We start from the raw sequence: 15,864 nt of genomic DNA on the forward strand, positions 1-15,864 counted from the left end.
CTCTTTGCAATTCGATCTGGCAAGCGATTCTACGCCGCTTCGGGCCATCAGGAGAGGGCTGTTTCGCGTGCCAACAATTGCCGTTTGCGCTCGATCCCCCAGCGGTAGCCACTGATGTCGCCGTCCCGGCGCACCACCCGGTGGCACGGAATGGCCACGGCAATACGGTTGGCCGCGCAGGCCTTGGCCACTGCCCGCACCGCCGTGGGGGCGCCTATGCGCTGGGCGATGTCACTGTAGCTGACCCGGCAGCCGGCAGGTACTTCACGCAGCGCCTGCCACACGCGCTCCTGAAAGACGGTGCCCTGCACATCCAGCGGCAGGTCCAGACCGAGCGCCGGCGCCTCGACGAACCCGATGACCTGCGCCACGACCCGTTCGTACTCGGCATCGGCACCCACCAGCTCGGCGTTGCAGAACTGGTCTTCCAGGGCATGCACCAGCGCCTCGGGCTCATCGCCAAGCAAGATCGCGCAGATGCCCTTTTCGCTCTGGGCGACCAGGATGGCACCTAGCGAGCACTGGCCCACGGCGAAGCGGATGGTCACCCCGGCGCCACCTGCGCGAAACTGCCGTGGTGGCATGCCCAGGCGCTGCTCGGCGCCGGCATAGAAGCGGCTGCTGGAGTTGTAGCCCGCCTCGAAAATGGCATCGGTGACCGAGCCCTGCCCCTGCCCCAGGCTGGTCCTGAGGCGTTGGGCGCGGAAGGCCTCGGCATAGGCCTTGGGGGTAAGGCCGGTTTGCGCCTTGAACAGCCTATGTAAATGGAACGGGCTGACGGCCAGGCGCTCGCCCAACTGCGCCAGGCTGGGCGGTAGATCGCACGCCTCGATCAGGCGACAGGCACTGCTGACCAGGCGCCGCGTACGCGCCGACATGGCAGGCGGGCCCGCGCAGCGCTTGCAGGCGCGGTAGCCTGCTGCCTCGGCCAATGCCGGGGACTCGAAGAACTCCAGATTGTTACGCAGGGGCAGCCTGGCCTTGCAGCCTGGATAACAGTAGATACCGGTGGTGCGCACGGCATAGACGAAATGGTCCGCCGCCTCGGCAACACGCGCCGCGACGGCCTGCCAGCGCTGCTCGGGAGTGGTATAGGTTGTCATGTTCATCTTCCGGGCTAAGTGCAGTTCGGCAGGCGCTCAGGTCCGCCACAAGTACCAGGCAGCGATGGTGCGATAGGGTCGCCAGGCGGCGCCCAACGCGCGCATCTGTGCAGGCGTCGGCGCTTTTTCCATAGCCTTGAGCCGCCGATAGCCCTCGCGTACGCCAAAGTCGTCGACCGGCAGCACATCCAGACGCTCCAGGCTGTAGATCAGCAGCATCTCAACCGTCCATCGCCCGACCCCACGCAGGGTCACCAGGCGCTCGATCAATTCGTCGTCGGTCATGCCCAGGGCCTGCTCGCGGGTTGGCACGACACCGTCAAGGCGACCTTGGGCAATGCCCAGCACCGTGCCCAGCTTGCTGGCCGAAAAGCCGCAGCTGCGCAAGGCGGCGGGGTCCGCTGCCAGCAGTTGGGTGGGCGTGGGGAAAACCTCTTGCCCAAACAGCGCCAGCAGTCGTCCAAGGATGGCGTCGCCTGCACGGGCGTGCAGTTGCTGGTAAGCGACCGACCTCACCAGTGCCTCGAAGGGTTCGCGCCCCGGAGTAGTACGGTGGCGGCAGGGGCCGACGGCGGCGATGTGCCGTGCCCAGTCCGCATCCAGCCCACTCAGGTACTCGGCCGCTTGCCGGTAGGCGACAGGTTCGGCGTCGATCAACATTGAAGCGGCTCCATCGACCAGAGGAGATGCCAGCTTAACCCAGCCACTCATCGGCCGACTGCCAGATCTTGCGCAAGTAATTCCTGAGGGAGCATTGCTCGCCACAGCCCTACCCGCATAGAATTGAGAACCATTCACAATCACACCTGACAGGAACCGACCGTGGCGACGATGCAGCTTCCCGACACGCTCAAACCGACCGAGGTCGCCCTGCTCTACCAATCCCACCATGCGTGGTTGCGCGGCTGGCTGCGCAGTCGCGTCGGTTGCAGCGAACATGCAGCCGACCTGGCCCAGGACACCTTCGTGCGGCTGTTGCGCGCCCGGCAGACCTCGCCTTTGAAAGAGCCTCGCGCCTACCTCAGCAGCATCGCCCGTGGCCTGATGATCGACCAGTTTCGTCGCCGGGCGCTGGAGCGGGCCTACCAGGACAGCCTGGCACATCTACCCGAAACCGACATCCCGAGCGAAGAACACAGGCTGGTCATCCTCGATAGCCTGGAGCGGCTCGACCGTGCCCTGCACCAGCTCAAGCCGCGTGCTCGCCAGGCCTTTCTGCATGCGCAACTGGACGGGCTGAGCATCATCCAGATCAGCTTGCTGCTAGGCGTTTCGAAAGCGACCGTGGAGCGCGACCTGGCCAAGGCGCTCAAGACTTGCTACCGGTTGCGTTATGCCGACGCCTGACGAAGCACCGGCCCAGGCCCGTGTCGACCAGGCCATCGACTGGTTGGTCAGGCTACGCTTCGGCAGCCCCGGCCCGGATGCCCAGGCGCAGTTCCAACGGTGGTTGTCCTTGCACCCTCACAATGGGTTGGCCTGGCAGCGCGTCAGCAACCTGGGCGATGAGCTCGCCGGGCTGCCCAAGGACCTCAGCCGTCGTACCCTCCAAGGCAGCGAACGCCAAGGCATCACCCGGCGCGACCAGCTCAAGCTGGGGGCCTTGCTGGTGGTCGGCAGCGGCCTTGGGTGGATGGCGCGTGAGCCGCTGGGCCTGCCAGAGCTGCTGGCCGACAGTGCCACGGCCACCGGCGAGCGCCGACAACTGCAAGGCAGCGATGGCAGCCGCATCCAACTGAACACCGCCAGTGCCATCGACCTGCGTTTCACGGCGGGCCAACGCCGCCTGGCGCTTCTGCGCGGTGAAGTCAGCCTGGACAGCAACCCTGCCGACAAGCGCCCGTTCTTCATCAATACCCGAGTGGCCACCCTGCGCACCCTCGACGGGCAACTGCTGGTGCGCCAGAGCGATCATGACTTACTGGTGGCGGTGCGCCGGGGCGAAGCCACGGTGATGACCGGTGCCACGCCAGTGCGGGTACATTCCGGCGAGACCTTGCGCGTGCAGGCCAATGGAGGCCATCAGGCCATCACGCCGCCCAGTGACCCTTGGGGCTGGACGGAAGGTGTACTCAGCGTTCGGCAAATGCCGCTGGCGGATTTCGTCGCCGAGCTAAACCGATACCGCCCCGGCCTGCTGCGCTGCGCGCCAGCGGTGGCGAACCTCAAGGTTTCCGGGACCTACCAGCTGGCCGACACCAATCAGATCCTGCAGCTACTGGCCCGCAGCCTGCCGGTGCGTATCGATTACCACACCCGGTATTGGGTCAACATCGATGCCGCTTAGGTCTCGGCATGGCCGTCCGGGGCGCCAGTTGGCAACCACTTGGGTAACCTGCAAGGCCGTTCCTGCACGGAAGTCTGCTAGTTTTCAGAGGGTGTGCACGACGGCTGCTCACGCCGATGAGACTGCCGTGCAAAGCACACGAACAGACCGGCCATCAATGCCAGCGCCATGGGCAGCCCGTGGGGCGCGACGTCCATGGCGGCACCGCTGATCAGCGGCCCTACCAGGCTGCCGACGCCCCACAACAGCCCGACGCTGGCATTGGCGGTGACCAGGTCCTGCCCTTTGAAACGCTGGCCTATCAGCACCAGCGCCAGGGTATAGATACCGCCCGCGACCGCGCCCAACACCACCAGCAACGGCCACAACAGCCACGTCATGTTCAGCAACCAGGGCAACCCTATGCCAATGGCCATGGCTACTACCCCGCACGCCAGGTGCAGGCCAGTGCGCTCGACGCGATCGGCAAGCCAGCCCAGCGGCAGTTGGAACAGCATGTCCCCTGCGAACACCACGGTCACCATCAGTGCCGCCACGCCCACAGCAAATCCGTGGCTGCTGGCATACACCGGCAAGAGCGAGAGCACCACCGCATCGAAAAACGAGAAGAACAGCACGGCCACGCACAGGGCCGGGGCCACGCGGAAGAAGCCGGCCAGTCCGAAGCTCTTGTCGTCTTCAGCGTGCAGCACCCGGTCATTGGGAACCGTTACCACAATGCACGCCAACGCCAGGCCATAGCAGGCCGTGACCACGCCAGTGATCCATGGGCTGTGGGCACCGAGCACCGCCAGCATCGCCGGTCCAAGCACCTGGAAACCGGTAAAGCTGGTGGCGTAGAGGGCCATGATCTTGCCGCGGTTATGTTCCTGGCACAGTTCGTTGACCCACGATTCCCCGAGAATGATCGCGATACCCATGCCAAGGCCCAACGCCAGGCGCAAGACCGCCAGCCCCCACAACGAGGCGAATGCAGGCTCCAGCAGGCCGATGCTGAGCGTGCACAGGCTGAAACACAGCAAATAGAGCGTGCGTCGCTTGAAATACCGGCAACAGGCATCCACCAGGAATGCCGACAGCATCATGCCGGCCGCGGGGATGGCGGAAATCATCCCGATTTCGAGGGTGCCTGCGCCAGCCTCGTGCAGACGCAACGACACCAGCGGCAGGGTCGCGCCCAGGCTGAATCCCACGACCGAAACGGCGAACAGCAAGCCCGCCAGCAAACGCATGTTCATGAACCACTCCCAGCAAACCGATAAGACGTGCAGACAAAAACGCACCCACCAGCACGGCGGACGCTGTTCAAATGCTGATCAGTTCAGGTGTGGCGAGAAGGTGAAGGCAAACAGGACGCTGCGGCGGCGCTTGAGCACGGTGTCACTCGGCCAGGCACGGCGCAGCCCATCCAGGGCAGGCTGACGGCAACAGGGCAAGGACTGGAAACGGCGCATTGCTTTGGCTACTACGCAGAAAGTGAGCAAGAGGCGGCACTCTAGGCCAGAGCAGGCGATACCGTCAATCGCCCCAGTGCCTGTGGCGTCAAGGGGCATCCCTGCCCCGTTGATCATCAGCGCTTGCCAGTGCTCGGCAGCAATACCGCCAGCACCCCGAACAGGGGCAGGAACGAGCAAAGCCCGTATACGTATTCGATACCGCGCAAGTCAGCCACATAGCCCAGCAATGCCGCGCCGATGCCGCCAAAGCCGAACATCAGGCCAAAGAAGATGCCCGCGATCATGCCTACGCTACCGGGCACCAGTTCCTGGGCATACACCACGATGGCCGAGAATGCCGAGGCCAGGATAAAGCCGATCACCACGCTCAGTACCGTCGTCCAGAACAGGTCCGCGTAAGGCAGTGCCAGGGTGAACGGTGCCACACCCAGAATCGAGAACCAGATCACCGCCTTGCGCCCGATGCGATCGCCGATGGGCCCGCCAAAGAAGGTGCCCGCCGCTACCGCGCCCAGGAACAGGAACAGGTGCAACTGGGAACTGGCGACCGAAACGCCGAACTTCTCGATCAGGTAGAAGGTGAAGTAGCTGGTGAAGCTCGCCATGTAGAAGTACTTGGAAAACACCAGCAGCCCCAGCACCACCAGCGCGGCAACCACGCGTGCGCGGGAGATGCCATGGGTAGCCTGTACCGTCTTGCGCGCCTTGGCCTGGCTCAGGTGCTCGATGTACCAGCGGCGCAGCATCAGGGTCACGGCGAGAAAGAACAGTGCAGCCACGCCAAACCAGGCGACGTGGGTTTGCCCGAACGGAATGACGATGGCCGCTGCGAGCAACGGACCCAGGGCAGATCCAGTGTTGCCGCCTACCTGGAAAGTCGATTGCGCCAGGCCAAAGCGGCCTCCGGAGGCCAATCGCGCAATACGCGAGGTTTCGGGGTGGAATGTCGAAGAGCCGATGCCCACCAGGGCCGAGGCGAGCAGAATCATCGGGAAGCTGCCGACGAATGCCAGCAGCACGATACCGATCAGCGTGCACACCGTGCCCATGGGCAGCAGATTGGGCGTGGGCCGGCGGTCGGTGAAAAAGCCTACCCAGGGTTGCAGCAGCGACGCGGTGATCTGGAATGTCAGGGTGATCATGCCGATCTGGGCGAAGCTCAAGTCGTAATTGGCCTTGAGCATCGGGTAGATGGCCGGCAGCACCGACTGGATCAGGTCATTGATCAGGTGCGCCAAGGCGCAGAAGCCGATGATGCGCATCACCAGCGGTGTAGCGGTGCTCGCCTGCGCTTGAGTGGACGCCGGGGCGGCGCTGGGGATGGCCATGGCCTGGATCTCCGTCGGAAAGCTGGGCTCCGATTATCGGGATACAAATAGATACATAGCTACCTTTTTTTCCAGATCCAGTCTGGCAGCCATTTTCCCAGGCCTGTGGTGGGCGTCAGACAGGAGCGAGCGGATGCGCGGTACAAAGAGGTAAAGGCCCTAACTGGAGCTGATCACCCCTACGATTCGGGCTTTTCAGGGGATGGATAACGCTACGCATCACGCGATCGATCGCTAAGTTTTTGAAAGCGTGTAAATTTTTTTTATAAATCGTGTTGACAGGGGGGCCGTTCAAGAGAATAATGCGCGCCATCGGCTACATAGCTCAGTTGGTTAGAGCATAGCATTCATAATGCTGGGGTCCGGGGTTCAAGTCCCTGTGTAGCCACCAAACAAGACGAAGGGCTTACCGCAAGGTAAGCCCTTTTTCTTTGCCTGCCAGAAAGTCAGGCGGTTTTCGGCAGCCGGTGCAATCAACCCACACTGCTCATCGCCACCATCAGCCCCAGCGCAATGAGTGCCACCCCGATCACCCGGTCTGCGATGATTTGCCGCTCGATCATTGCCTTGCGCAATACGCTGTTGGAAAAAAACACAGCGACCAAGCTGAACCACGCCCAGTGCGCAAGCGACATGAATGCGCCGTAAGCCAGGTTGAGCCACAGCGGGCTGCCCTGCTCCACCACCTGGCTGAACGCACTGATGACGAACAGCATGGTCTTGGGGTTCAGGCAATTGGTCAAAAACCCGGTGCGCAGCGCTTGCAGCGCCCCGCCTGCAGCACCTTTGTCGTCAAGACGCACGCGCACAGTGTTGGTCAAGGACCGATAGCCCAGGTACAGCAGGTAGCACGCACCAATGGCCTTCATGCACAAGAACAGTGTCGGGCTTTGAGTCACGATGATCGATAGCCCGAGCACGGTGTACAGCACATGCACCTGAACCCCAAGGCCAATACCCACGGCAGCGGCCAGGCCAGCAATGCGCCCTTGCGCATAACTGCATCGGGTGACCATTGCAAAGTCGGCGCCGGGGCTGATGACCGCTAGCAGGGTAAACAAGGCGACAGCGAAGATTTCAGTCATTCATGGACTCTCGATAGGCGATGAACATGCACAGGTCAGGCATTATCGAACGCTTATCAGGCGCCTAAAAACGATTTAAAGTGCGTGAAATCGGTGAGTTTTCATCGTGCTTCATCACGCGTATCGGCTGGTTTTTCCATACGCGCATACCGCACCCATCAGGAATCCTTGCCTGCCATGAAGCTTCCACCCCTGGCCGCCTTGCGCTACTTCGACGTCGCAGCCACCACCCAAAGCTTCATCCGCGCAGCCGAGTGCCTGCACGTCACCCATGGCGCCGTCAGCCGCCAGGTGCGCTTGCTCGAGGAAAGCCTGGAGGTGGCGTTGTTCGAACGACGCAATCGCGCCGTGTTCCTGACTTCGGCGGGGCGAGCACTGCATGCCACGACCCAAGCCATCTTCGAACAGCTCGAAAGCACGGTGCAGCGGCTCAAGGACAGCGATGACAATCCGGTGTTGGTCGTCTCCTGCGAGCCCACCATCGCCATGCGCTGGCTGATCCCGCGCCTGCCGCGTCTTAACGCTGCCCACCCTGATCTTCAATTGCAGCTGGTGGCCGCAGGCGGCCCGCTGGACTTCGCCCGCACAGGCGTCGACATCGCTATCCGCCGCGACGACTTTCATTGGGGCATGACGCTGCATCAGCAGAAGATCTGTGACGAGTGGATTGGCCCTGTGGGGCGTCCGCCATTGTCGCCGAAGCTGCAAGGCCATCGACAGTTGCACAGTGCGACCCGCCCCGACGCCTGGGCCACCTGGCTGCGCCTTACAGGTGAAATAGCCATCACTGGCGAGCGCAGCGACTTCGAGCACTTTTACCTGTCGATTCAGGCGGCCAGCGCAGGGCTGGGGGTCGCGATGGCATCCGCCTTGATGGTGCGTGACGAACTCGATACAGGGCAGTTACAGGCGCCCCTGGGCTTTGTACGCGATGGCTCGGCCTACCACCTGTTGAGCCCCTGCCCTCTGAATGATGCAGGCAAGCGCCAGCGGTTTGCCGAATGGGTGAAACAGGAATGCCAGGGCTGCCTGACTCACCTGGGCTTGCTGCAAAAGGATGACGCCGCGCTGCCATCGGCGCCCCAGGTGCGGTAGCCGGCCGTGTCCAGGTGGATGCGACCGCTCGGGTAGCGGCCAAGGCCCATGCCCCATGCCTGGCCGTGCTGCTGCCAGAACCGGCACAGCGGGTTGGGGTCGGCCCAAGGCGCCAGCAGGACATCCACGGCGAATGCTTGTGTATGCGCGCTGCCGATCGCCCCGCCGGCACAGCGGTTGAGGCCCGGGTCACGGTAGGCGGAGACCACTTCGAAATCGGGTAAGGCCCCTTGCTCACCCAGTGTTCGGAGCAACGACAGCGTAGCGCGCACAGCCGGCCAATGTTGCTTGGGCGGCACGGCAAACGGTGAAGCCCGGCACACTTTCCAGTCCGAGGCCGAGCGCAGGAGCTGATGAATCGGCACAACACCGTACAAACGTGCCTGCACGAGCATGTCGCGAAAAGGCCGCGTCGGGTGGTCACCTGCCCACTGGGCGAACATCCACAGGTCGCGCTCATCGGCCACGGCCCCGCTGGGCACTGAATTTACCGCCAGCAGCAGCGCGGCGACCACACTCCGTTTCTTCGACATGGCCCACCCCTGCACGTCATGGCAGCGGCACCCTGCCGCTGGCTCAGTCCGGGAACAACGTGCAGGCCATCACCAACGCATCCTCGCGACCACCCGCAGCTGGATAATAGTCGCGCCGGCGGCCGATTTCATTGAAGCCAAAACGCTCGTACAGGCGATACGCCGGATTGCTGGCCCTCACCTCAAGGAAACACTCGCGGCCGTTGAGCTGGTAGGCGCGCGACATCAGGTGTTCGAGCAGCCGCAGGCCCAGGCCGCGCCCTTGGTTCTCCGGCTTGACGGTGATGTTGAGCAGGTGGGCTTCGTCGATGATCACGTTGATCACGCCGTGGCCGACCTGTTGCTGCCCATCGAACATCAGCCAGACTTCATAGGATTTCAGGGCATCCAGAAAGATGCCGCGGGTCCAGGGGTGGCTGAACGCGGCATATTCGATTTTCAGCACGGCATCCAGATCCGCCTCGGTCATGGGGCGAAAACTGATCGAGTCACTCATTCAACGCGTTTCCAGCGCGCCATCAGCTGGCGCATGGCTTTCCAGACGTCCGCTTTACGCTGCGGCTCGTCCATCAACAGTTCCAGGCCTGGCAAGGCCCAGGCCTCGCCCAGGCCGTCGAGCTTGAGGGTTTGATAATAGGCCTGGTCGTCGGCGCCGGCGGCAAAGCGCAGCGCAGGCATGCCCACCAGCCACAGGCAGGTGCAGGGCGCTTCCTCCAGGCGAGCCTGGACAAAACCCTGTACGAAATCGCGGGCCGCGTCCGGGCCCTGGTCCATGTTGCCGCGCATCAGCAGCGGCCAGCGCACCGGCTCACCCACGATTTGCGGGGCGTCGGGCAGGCCGGCGGCGCGCAGCATATCCTTGAGCAGCAGGTAGGACGGGTCACGGCTCTGGAAAGGCTGGCCGGTGGCCAGCTCGACCAGTAACAGGCAATCGCCGGCACGCAGCAATTGCAAGGCAAAACGCGGAGGCGGCACCGGCACTGGGCGAGGTGTCGCAGCCTGCTCGGGCGCCTCTACAGGCTTGGCCGCAGCCTTGGCGGAAGCGCCCGGCCGCGGCACCTCGATCTTCGGCCGCTCGATGACACGGGCCTGGGGGGCGACAGGCGATTGGTCGGGTACCTGGCGTGGCGGCGGCTCGAAATCGATGTCCTCGGGCGGCGCCAGCGGCAGCAGCAGTTCAGGCCGTGACGGCGCGGCGAACGGCAGCTCGGCGCGCGGCAGCCAGTGCACCACTTGCATGGCGGACAGGTAGGCGCGGCGACGTTGTTCGGTAAGCAAGGCGGTCATCCGAGGGGGGTTGGGACAGGTGCGCATTCTACCGCCGATAACCTGCCAGTGCCGCATCTGCTCGGCGGTTTTTTACGCATGCCCTGCCTGCCTGGGCAAGCCACAGCAGGCGGGCGGCTCGATCAGCCTGTCGCACGACAAGCCAAGGGGATAAGAACCAACCCGTCGGATGCAGTACAATCGCCCCCTTTTTCTTGGCAACGAGTCCAAGCCGATGATCGAACCCAAGCGCGTCCTGCGTGCCCTAGCCGAACACTGGGCCCTGATCGAGCCGCTGTGCGAGCGTTTCGACCAGGGCACCCTCAGCCTGGTGGAGCTGCGCCAGCATGTGGCCCGCCAGCAGATCGAGAGCACCCCGCAGGACATCACCCAACTGCTCGATGTGTGGATCCGCCTGGACATCCTGGTGCCCGTTGCCAAGAGCCCGAACCGCTTCGAGCTCAACGCCCAGATCCACGACTTCCTCGCCTATCTGCGCCGTGAGCATCGCCTTGGCCTGTGCCTGGAGATCGAGGCTTACCTGCGTCACCTGGAGCGCCTGGCCGGGCACATCCAGGATGCCTTCGACAACCGCGACAGTGACGATCTGGCGCGGCAACTGCGGCTCCTGGACATGCGCGTGCGGGACGTGCTGAAAAAGCTCGACAACGATGAGCAGGCATTGGTGGCCGTAGCCGAGCGGGCCAAGACCAGCAGCCGCCAGATACCCTTGCGCCAGCGCTATGCCGAAGTGCTGGCCACCTGGGATGAATACGTCGAGCCGATGATCCAGCTGGTCAACGCCGACGGCGCCTTCGAGCAAGGGGTGCGCAAGGTCGAGACCGTGCTGCTGAAACTGCTCGGGGAACAGGCGCGCCTTGGCCACCTGGTCGACGACGACATGCTGCTGCGCACCCATGCGCGTATTCTGGAGATGCAGACCAGCGCCCAGCTGACCCTGCGTCATGCCCGTGAACTGCTGCTGCCGCTGCGCGAGGAAGCACGGCGTCACAACGCGGTGACCCGTGGCGCTGCCCTGGCCCTGTCGGTGGTGCGCCGCAAGGGCCTGGACGCGCTGCCCCAGGCAGCCATGCCGTTGTTCACCCGGCCGCAAAGCACTTTCCTGGGCAGCGCCAGCCAGGTCGAAGCCTATGTCTATGCCTTGGCGCGCTTCGAGCCCAAGCCGGCGCGCTTCCCCAAGGCGCACAAGAGCGCGTCCGACGACAAGCCTCGCGCACCGCGCACGGTCAAGGAAATGACCGAACGCTGTGAACAGGCGCTGCCACTGCCAGACCTGATGGTGTGGCTGCTGGAGCAGGAGCCCGAAGGCGCCACCGACGAACTGCTGTACTGGTTCTCGCGCTTGTCACGGGAAAAACGCTTCAACCGCGAGCGCCTCGAGCGCCGTGACTACGACACCCAGGAACACCGCGTCAGCCTGCGTTCGTACGCCCTGACCTCCAGCCGCGAAGACGCCCCCAGTGCGTCCCCAGAACCCCACGCGAGCCCAGCCCATGCATCTTGATCTTTCCGAACTGTCCCAGCTCGCACCGATCTTCCGCGAGCTGTTCAAAGGTTTCCACATCAGCCGCCGCGACCCGGAGCTGTACGCGCAGTTGTCCAACTTCCAGGACCAGTACCGCAGCCTGTTCAAGGCCCTGGGCTTCGAGCTGGTGTGCGACACCCGCGGTTTCTACTACTTCGTGCCGGACATGACGGCGGCCCAGGTCAACAAGACGGCGCAGCGCCTGTCGCTGTTCACCTTCATCCTGGTCGAGCACCTGGCCGATCAAGGCCGTGACCCGATCGCGGTGCTCGACGGCGGCAGCGTTGGCCGCGACGAATTGCCTTCGTTGCTCGACAAGTACCGGGACCTGTTCGTGCAGGCCGAGGTGCAGACCGTCGAGGACCTGGAAGAAAAGATCCTGCGCCGTATGACCCAGCTCGGCTTCGCCCATGAAGAAGGTGGCATTTACCGTTTCCTGCCGCCGATGCACCGGTTCCTGGACGTTTGCCTGGCCGTGCAGCAGGACCGGGACCTGGCGGCGACGCTGCACAGCGCCCTGCCCTTGCCCACGCCAGCGCTGGCCGAAGACCCCGCCGAGCCAATGCCTGAACACACCGACGACCCGCTCGACCTGACGCCGTTCGAGGCTGAGGAAGACGAAGAGCAGGCCTTGGCTCGTGCCATTCGCCAAGAGCAACAGGAGATCGACGCATGAGCCAGGAACGCTATGGCATCCGCCGCTTCGCATTGCTCAACACGGCCGGCTACAGCCTGGGCTTGTTCCCACTGGAGCATCCACTGTCGGTGTACGGCGCCAACAACCTGGGCAAGTCGGCATCGATCAACGCCCTGCAGTTCCCGATCCTGGCCCGCATGTCGGACATGAGCTTCGGCAAGTACAGCCTGGAGCAGTCGCGCCGCTTCTACTTTGCCAGCGATACCTCGTACATCCTCTGCGAGCTGAGCCTGCCCCATGGTCCGCACGTGATCGGTGTCGTCGGCCGTGGGCCGGGTGGCGGCTTCGGGCACCAGTTCTTCGCCTACCAGGGCGAGCTGGACCTGGCGCACTATCAGAAAAACGACACGTGTCTGCGCCAGAAAGAGCTGTTCACCAACCTCGAAAGCAAAGGCATCAAAGCCTACGAGCTCAAGCCGGACGAGCTGCGCCGCCTGTTGGTCGGCGGCCATACCTCGGTGCCCCTGGACCTGACCCTGATCCCGCTGCGCTCGACCAGCGAGCAGAGCCTCAAGACCTTCCGCGCGCTGTTCATCAACCTGCTGCACATGCGCGAAATCACGGCAGCCAAGCTCAAGCAGCTGTTCCTCGATGCTTTCGAGCACAGCCTGCGCTCTGGCAGCGTCGACTACATTGCCGCCTGCGAAGAAGCCTTCCGCGATGTGCGACGCATGGAACAGGACTACAACGCCCTGGTCGCCGCCGGTCCGCTGGTCGAGGCGCTGGCCGGCGGCGTCGCCCAACGCGACATCCTGCGCGGCAAGCTGCACCGGATTTCGCCGGTGCTCGACAACCTGCTGGGTACCTGGCAGGACTACGCCATGGCGCGCAAGGAAGAACTGGTCATCCAGGCCGAGCATTACCGGGGTGAACAGGACCGCTTGCAAAACGATCAACGCGGGGGCACCCAGGAGCTGATGCGCCTTGAGCGTGAGATCACCGGCATCCAGCGCTGGCTGGGCGAGCTGTCGGTGCTACGCCATCGTTTTGCGTTGGTCGATGACGTCAAGGTGCTGGAACAGCAGTTGCTGGCGGCCAAGGATGCCCATGACGAACTCGCAGGCGCCCTGGCCCAGTCCCGTCAGTTCAGTGCCGAAGACCTCGACCAGCGCGTTGGCGACCTGGAAAAACGCCTCAGGCAGGTCAAGCAGCAGCTCGACCACGCCGACAACAACAGTTACGCCCGCTTGCGCGAAGAGTTCTCGCAGCAGGATGTCGACCGCCTGATGCGCCTGTTCAACGGCGCCCTGTTCAGCCTGCCATTGGGTGAGCGTGGCATCGAGCTGGACGACAGCGACCTGTGGGTGAAATCCCTTGAAGCGGTGCTCGACCGCTTCAAAGGTGAGCGTTTCGAGGCGCCGGGTCTGTCCATCGACCTGACCCACATCGACCCACCGGCTTTGCAGGCGCTGGCTGACCGCGCCGCGCTGCGTGATCAGAAGGAGCGCCTGGACAAGGAGCTGCGCCAGCTCAAGACCCAGCAGGCAGTAAGCGCCGACCGCTCGGCTTCCAAGGCGCAGACCGAAGCGCTGTACCAGCAGGTACTCGACGCCCAGAAAGCCCTGGAAGACTACCGCCGCAGCCAGACCCTGGCCGCCGAAGAGCCTGCCAAGCTCGAACAGCTCGCACAGATGGAGGCCGCCCAGGATGAGCTCAAGCGCTCCAGCGATGCGTTCACCGAGCGCGTGCAGCAGCTGTCGGCCAAACTGCAACTGGTGGCGCGCCAGTTGGGCGACCTTGAGTCCAAGCAACGTACCCTGGACGACGCACTGCGCCGCCGTCAGCTGCTACCGGCCGACCTGCCCCTCGGCACCCCGTTCATGGAAGCCATCGACGACTCCATGGACAACCTGCTGCCATTGCTCAACGACTACCAGGACAGCTGGCAGAGCCTGCAGCGGGTGGATAACCAGATCGAAGCGTTGTACGCGCAGGTACGCCTCAAAGGCGTGGCCAAGTTCGACAGCGAGGACGACATGGAGCGTCGCCTGCAGTTGCTGGTCAACGCCTATGCCCACCGCACCGACGAGGCGTTGACCCTGGCCAAGGCGCGTCGCGCTGCCGTGACCGACATTGCCCGTACCCTGCGCAACATCCGCAGCGACTATGACAGCCTCGAGCACCAGCTTGCCCTGTTCAACCGCGAGATCAACCGGCGCCAGGTCTCGAACCTGGAAAGCTTCCGCGTGGTGCTGGCACCGAACAAGGAGGCACTCAAGCACATCGACCAGATCATCCACAGTGCCGGCCAGTATGAAGAAGGCGAAACCCTGTCGGTGTTCGACCTCACCCAGAACGCCGACCAGGACAACCGGAACGAGCAGGCCAAGGAATACCTGGCGCGCCTGGTCGCCGCGAACCATAACCAATTGGGGTTGAAGGACCTGTTCGAGCTGGCGTTCGAGATCACCAAGGTCAACGGCCAGCCGATCATCCACGCCGACATCGACGGCGCGGCTTCGAACGGTACGACCATGACCATCAAGGCGCTGACCAACATGTATTTGTTGCTGCACCTGATGGACCGTGACTTGGCCGGACGTGTGCGCCTGCCGTACTACCTGGACGAAGCGGCGGACATCGACGAACGCAACCAGGCGGCACTGCTGGAGACCAGCCTGCAGCTGGGGTTCGTGCCGATTCTGGCGAGCGTCAAGCCGCAGGTCTCGGCACACGTGGCCATCGACCTGGAAGGCGGCAGCGGCCCCAACGGCATCTATATCGACGAATCGGACTGGAAGTTCATCAGCCCGCTGGAGGAGGTGAAGGTGGTGGTACGCGAAGATCAGGGTGAAGTGGTTATCTGACGGAGATTGTGGGGCCGCAGAGCGGCCCGACAGTGGGCGTTGCGAAGCCCAGATGCTGGAACTGTTCTGCCTCCCATAGCGGCCCGTCCCGTGTCATGCCGAGGCCACCGTGGCAAACGACAGCCTCTAGATGCGGTTCACGTCAGTTGCACGTGCCTCGACACCTGCACGCTTTCAACTCGAAATCGACCAGGCCTACCCGTCACTGAGCCCACGGCAGAATCGGAATCGCCGTCACGGCATTCTGCGGGCTGCCTTCGACGATGCGGTCGCTGTACACCAGATACACCAGCGTATTGCGCTTCTTGTCCAGGAAGCGCACCACCTGCATGGTCTTGAACACCAGCGATGTGCGCTCCTTGAACACCTCATCGCCATCCTTGAGCTCGCCCTTGAAACTGATCGGCCCTACCTGGCGGCAGGCGATCGAGGCCTCGGCGCGATCCTCGGCCAACCCCAGTCCACCCTTCACTCCCCCCGTCTTGGCCCGCGACAGGTAGCAAGTCACACCTTCGACCTTGGGGTCGTCGAAGGCTTCCACGACGATGCGGTCGTTCGGCCCCAGGAACTTGAAGACAGTGGACACCTGGCCGATTTCCTCGGCGCCAGCAAGCATCGGCAACCCAAGGGCTGCCACGACAAACAGTTTCTTCAGCATGT

At 63.6% G+C, this 15,864-nt stretch carries 16 protein-coding genes and 1 tRNA gene; 7 read left to right on the top strand and 10 right to left on the bottom strand.

What is annotated here, in order from left to right; all coding sequences use genetic code 11:
* Window positions 1-47: 47 nt before the first annotated feature.
* Both ada and B2S33_RS03600 read right to left on the bottom strand, forming a co-directional pair.
* Window positions 48-1,103, bottom strand: a complete 1,056-nt coding sequence (ada, locus tag B2S33_RS03595; RefSeq protein WP_028688098.1) for a bifunctional DNA-binding transcriptional regulator/O6-methylguanine-DNA methyltransferase Ada — start codon at window positions 1,101-1,103, stop codon at window positions 48-50.
* A 36-nt stretch (window positions 1,104-1,139) separates the two neighbouring features.
* A complete protein-coding gene (locus B2S33_RS03600) occupies window positions 1,140-1,763 on the bottom strand; it encodes a DNA-3-methyladenine glycosylase family protein (protein ID WP_145280970.1) in 624 nt (207 codons plus the stop codon).
* 171 nt (window positions 1,764-1,934) lie between these two features.
* Here B2S33_RS03600 and B2S33_RS03605 point away from each other — a divergent pair, with 171 nt between their 5' ends.
* Together B2S33_RS03605 and B2S33_RS03610 are read left to right on the top strand one after the other, a co-directional pair.
* Window positions 1,935-2,450, top strand: coding sequence for a sigma-70 family RNA polymerase sigma factor (locus B2S33_RS03605; RefSeq protein ID WP_027915459.1), 516 nt, complete (start codon window positions 1,935-1,937; stop codon window positions 2,448-2,450).
* Window positions 2,437-3,390 (top strand): FecR domain-containing protein, encoded by a 954-nt coding sequence (locus B2S33_RS03610; protein ID WP_288649860.1) that lies wholly within the window; start codon window positions 2,437-2,439, stop codon window positions 3,388-3,390. Before B2S33_RS03605 ends, B2S33_RS03610 begins: the two co-directional genes overlap by 14 nt.
* Before the next feature lie 77 nt (window positions 3,391-3,467).
* Here the strand turns inward: B2S33_RS03610 and B2S33_RS03615 are convergent, their stop codons facing one another.
* The 3 genes from B2S33_RS03615 to B2S33_RS03625 all read right to left on the bottom strand — a co-directional run bounded on the left by B2S33_RS03615 (window position 3,468) and on the right by B2S33_RS03625 (window position 6,175).
* Window positions 3,468-4,628 carry an MFS transporter gene (locus B2S33_RS03615; RefSeq protein WP_088523234.1) on the bottom strand — a complete coding sequence of 387 codons (1,161 nt, stop codon included), beginning with the start codon at window positions 4,626-4,628 and terminating at the stop codon, window positions 3,468-3,470.
* Window positions 4,629-4,706: 78 nt separating this feature from the next.
* Entirely contained in the window at window positions 4,707-4,844 is a 138-nt protein-coding gene (locus tag B2S33_RS03620; RefSeq protein ID WP_165919232.1) for a hypothetical protein, read from the bottom strand.
* Between the two features lie 116 nt (window positions 4,845-4,960).
* Window positions 4,961-6,175 (bottom strand): MFS transporter, encoded by a 1,215-nt coding sequence (locus B2S33_RS03625; RefSeq protein WP_059183632.1) that lies wholly within the window; start codon window positions 6,173-6,175, stop codon window positions 4,961-4,963.
* 314 nt (window positions 6,176-6,489) lie between these two features.
* On the opposite strand from B2S33_RS03625, the gene B2S33_RS03630 reads away from it, so the two are divergent.
* A tRNA-Met gene (locus tag B2S33_RS03630) sits at window positions 6,490-6,566 on the top strand.
* An 82-nt stretch (window positions 6,567-6,648) separates the two neighbouring features.
* Here the strand turns inward: B2S33_RS03630 and B2S33_RS03635 are convergent.
* A complete protein-coding gene (locus B2S33_RS03635; RefSeq protein ID WP_288649862.1) occupies window positions 6,649-7,260 on the bottom strand; it encodes a LysE family translocator in 612 nt (203 codons plus the stop codon).
* A 177-nt stretch (window positions 7,261-7,437) separates the two neighbouring features.
* On the opposite strand from B2S33_RS03635, the gene B2S33_RS03640 reads away from it, so the two are divergent.
* Window positions 7,438-8,355 (top strand): LysR substrate-binding domain-containing protein, encoded by a 918-nt coding sequence (locus B2S33_RS03640; RefSeq protein ID WP_288649864.1) that lies wholly within the window; start codon window positions 7,438-7,440, stop codon window positions 8,353-8,355.
* Here B2S33_RS03640 and B2S33_RS03645 read toward each other — a convergent pair.
* From B2S33_RS03645 to B2S33_RS03655, 3 genes are read right to left on the bottom strand one after another with little or no spacing between them, the layout of a single operon-like run.
* Entirely contained in the window at window positions 8,295-8,888 is a 594-nt protein-coding gene (locus tag B2S33_RS03645) for a D-Ala-D-Ala carboxypeptidase family metallohydrolase (protein WP_414707692.1), read from the bottom strand. The two genes, B2S33_RS03640 and B2S33_RS03645, sit on opposite strands and share 61 nt — an antisense overlap.
* A 43-nt stretch (window positions 8,889-8,931) precedes the next feature.
* The gene (gene rimI, locus B2S33_RS03650) at window positions 8,932-9,384 is read right to left on the bottom strand and encodes a ribosomal protein S18-alanine N-acetyltransferase (protein ID WP_023533216.1); all 453 of its coding nucleotides are present in this window, start codon (window positions 9,382-9,384) and stop codon (window positions 8,932-8,934) included.
* Window positions 9,381-10,166, bottom strand: a complete 786-nt coding sequence (locus B2S33_RS03655) for a hypothetical protein (RefSeq protein WP_027915466.1) — start codon at window positions 10,164-10,166, stop codon at window positions 9,381-9,383. Before B2S33_RS03655 ends, rimI begins: the two co-directional genes overlap by 4 nt.
* A 223-nt stretch (window positions 10,167-10,389) precedes the next feature.
* Here B2S33_RS03655 and mksB point away from each other — a divergent pair, with 223 nt between their 5' ends.
* Genes mksB through mksF form a run of 3 tightly spaced genes read left to right on the top strand, consistent with a single transcriptional unit; the run spans window position 10,390 to window position 15,204 of the window.
* Window positions 10,390-11,679 (top strand): Mks condensin complex protein MksB, encoded by a 1,290-nt coding sequence (gene mksB, locus B2S33_RS03660; RefSeq protein ID WP_023533191.1) that lies wholly within the window; start codon window positions 10,390-10,392, stop codon window positions 11,677-11,679.
* On the top strand, window positions 11,669-12,376 hold the full coding sequence (gene mksE, locus B2S33_RS03665; RefSeq protein ID WP_088523230.1) for an Mks condensin complex protein MksE: 708 nt from the start codon (window positions 11,669-11,671) through the stop codon (window positions 12,374-12,376). Before mksB ends, mksE begins: the two co-directional genes overlap by 11 nt.
* On the top strand, window positions 12,373-15,204 hold the full coding sequence (mksF, locus tag B2S33_RS03670; protein WP_027915468.1) for an Mks condensin complex protein MksF: 2,832 nt from the start codon (window positions 12,373-12,375) through the stop codon (window positions 15,202-15,204). The genes mksE and mksF overlap by 4 nt, the downstream gene beginning before the upstream one ends.
* A 202-nt stretch (window positions 15,205-15,406) precedes the next feature.
* Here the strand turns inward: mksF and B2S33_RS03675 are convergent, their stop codons facing one another.
* On the bottom strand, window positions 15,407-15,862 hold the full coding sequence (locus B2S33_RS03675) for a CreA family protein (protein ID WP_371259680.1): 456 nt from the start codon (window positions 15,860-15,862) through the stop codon (window positions 15,407-15,409).
* Window positions 15,863-15,864 lie beyond the last annotated feature (2 nt).

Source organism: Pseudomonas sp. UBA5568 (assembly GCF_002425525.1).
Classification (GTDB): domain Bacteria; phylum Pseudomonadota; class Gammaproteobacteria; order Pseudomonadales; family Pseudomonadaceae; genus Aquipseudomonas; species Aquipseudomonas fulva.

What these genes read in the sequence shown, in the direction of transcription:
- ada (WP_028688098.1), bottom strand. Translation starts at nt 1,103, where the DNA reads ATGACAACCTATACCACTCCCGAGCAGCGCTGGCAGGCCGTCGCGGCG.
- B2S33_RS03600 (WP_145280970.1), bottom strand. Translation starts at nt 1,763, where the DNA reads ATGTTGATCGACGCCGAACCTGTCGCCTACCGGCAAGCGGCCGAGTAC.
- B2S33_RS03605 (WP_027915459.1), top strand. Translation starts at nt 1,935, where the DNA reads ATGCAGCTTCCCGACACGCTCAAACCGACCGAGGTCGCCCTGCTCTAC.
- B2S33_RS03610 (WP_288649860.1), top strand. Translation starts at nt 2,437, where the DNA reads ATGCCGACGCCTGACGAAGCACCGGCCCAGGCCCGTGTCGACCAGGCC.
- B2S33_RS03615 (WP_088523234.1), bottom strand. Translation starts at nt 4,628, where the DNA reads ATGAACATGCGTTTGCTGGCGGGCTTGCTGTTCGCCGTTTCGGTCGTG.
- B2S33_RS03620 (WP_165919232.1), bottom strand. Translation starts at nt 4,844, where the DNA reads ATGCGCCGTTTCCAGTCCTTGCCCTGTTGCCGTCAGCCTGCCCTGGAT.
- B2S33_RS03625 (WP_059183632.1), bottom strand. Translation starts at nt 6,175, where the DNA reads ATGGCCATCCCCAGCGCCGCCCCGGCGTCCACTCAAGCGCAGGCGAGC.
- B2S33_RS03635 (WP_288649862.1), bottom strand. Translation starts at nt 7,260, where the DNA reads ATGACTGAAATCTTCGCTGTCGCCTTGTTTACCCTGCTAGCGGTCATC.
- B2S33_RS03640 (WP_288649864.1), top strand. Translation starts at nt 7,438, where the DNA reads ATGAAGCTTCCACCCCTGGCCGCCTTGCGCTACTTCGACGTCGCAGCC.
- B2S33_RS03645 (WP_414707692.1), bottom strand. Translation starts at nt 8,888, where the DNA reads ATGTCGAAGAAACGGAGTGTGGTCGCCGCGCTGCTGCTGGCGGTAAAT.
- rimI (WP_023533216.1), bottom strand. Translation starts at nt 9,384, where the DNA reads ATGAGTGACTCGATCAGTTTTCGCCCCATGACCGAGGCGGATCTGGAT.
- mksB (WP_023533191.1), top strand. Translation starts at nt 10,390, where the DNA reads ATGATCGAACCCAAGCGCGTCCTGCGTGCCCTAGCCGAACACTGGGCC.
- mksE (WP_088523230.1), top strand. Translation starts at nt 11,669, where the DNA reads ATGCATCTTGATCTTTCCGAACTGTCCCAGCTCGCACCGATCTTCCGC.
- mksF (WP_027915468.1), top strand. Translation starts at nt 12,373, where the DNA reads ATGAGCCAGGAACGCTATGGCATCCGCCGCTTCGCATTGCTCAACACG.
- B2S33_RS03675 (WP_371259680.1), bottom strand. Translation starts at nt 15,862, where the DNA reads ATGCTGAAGAAACTGTTTGTCGTGGCAGCCCTTGGGTTGCCGATGCTT.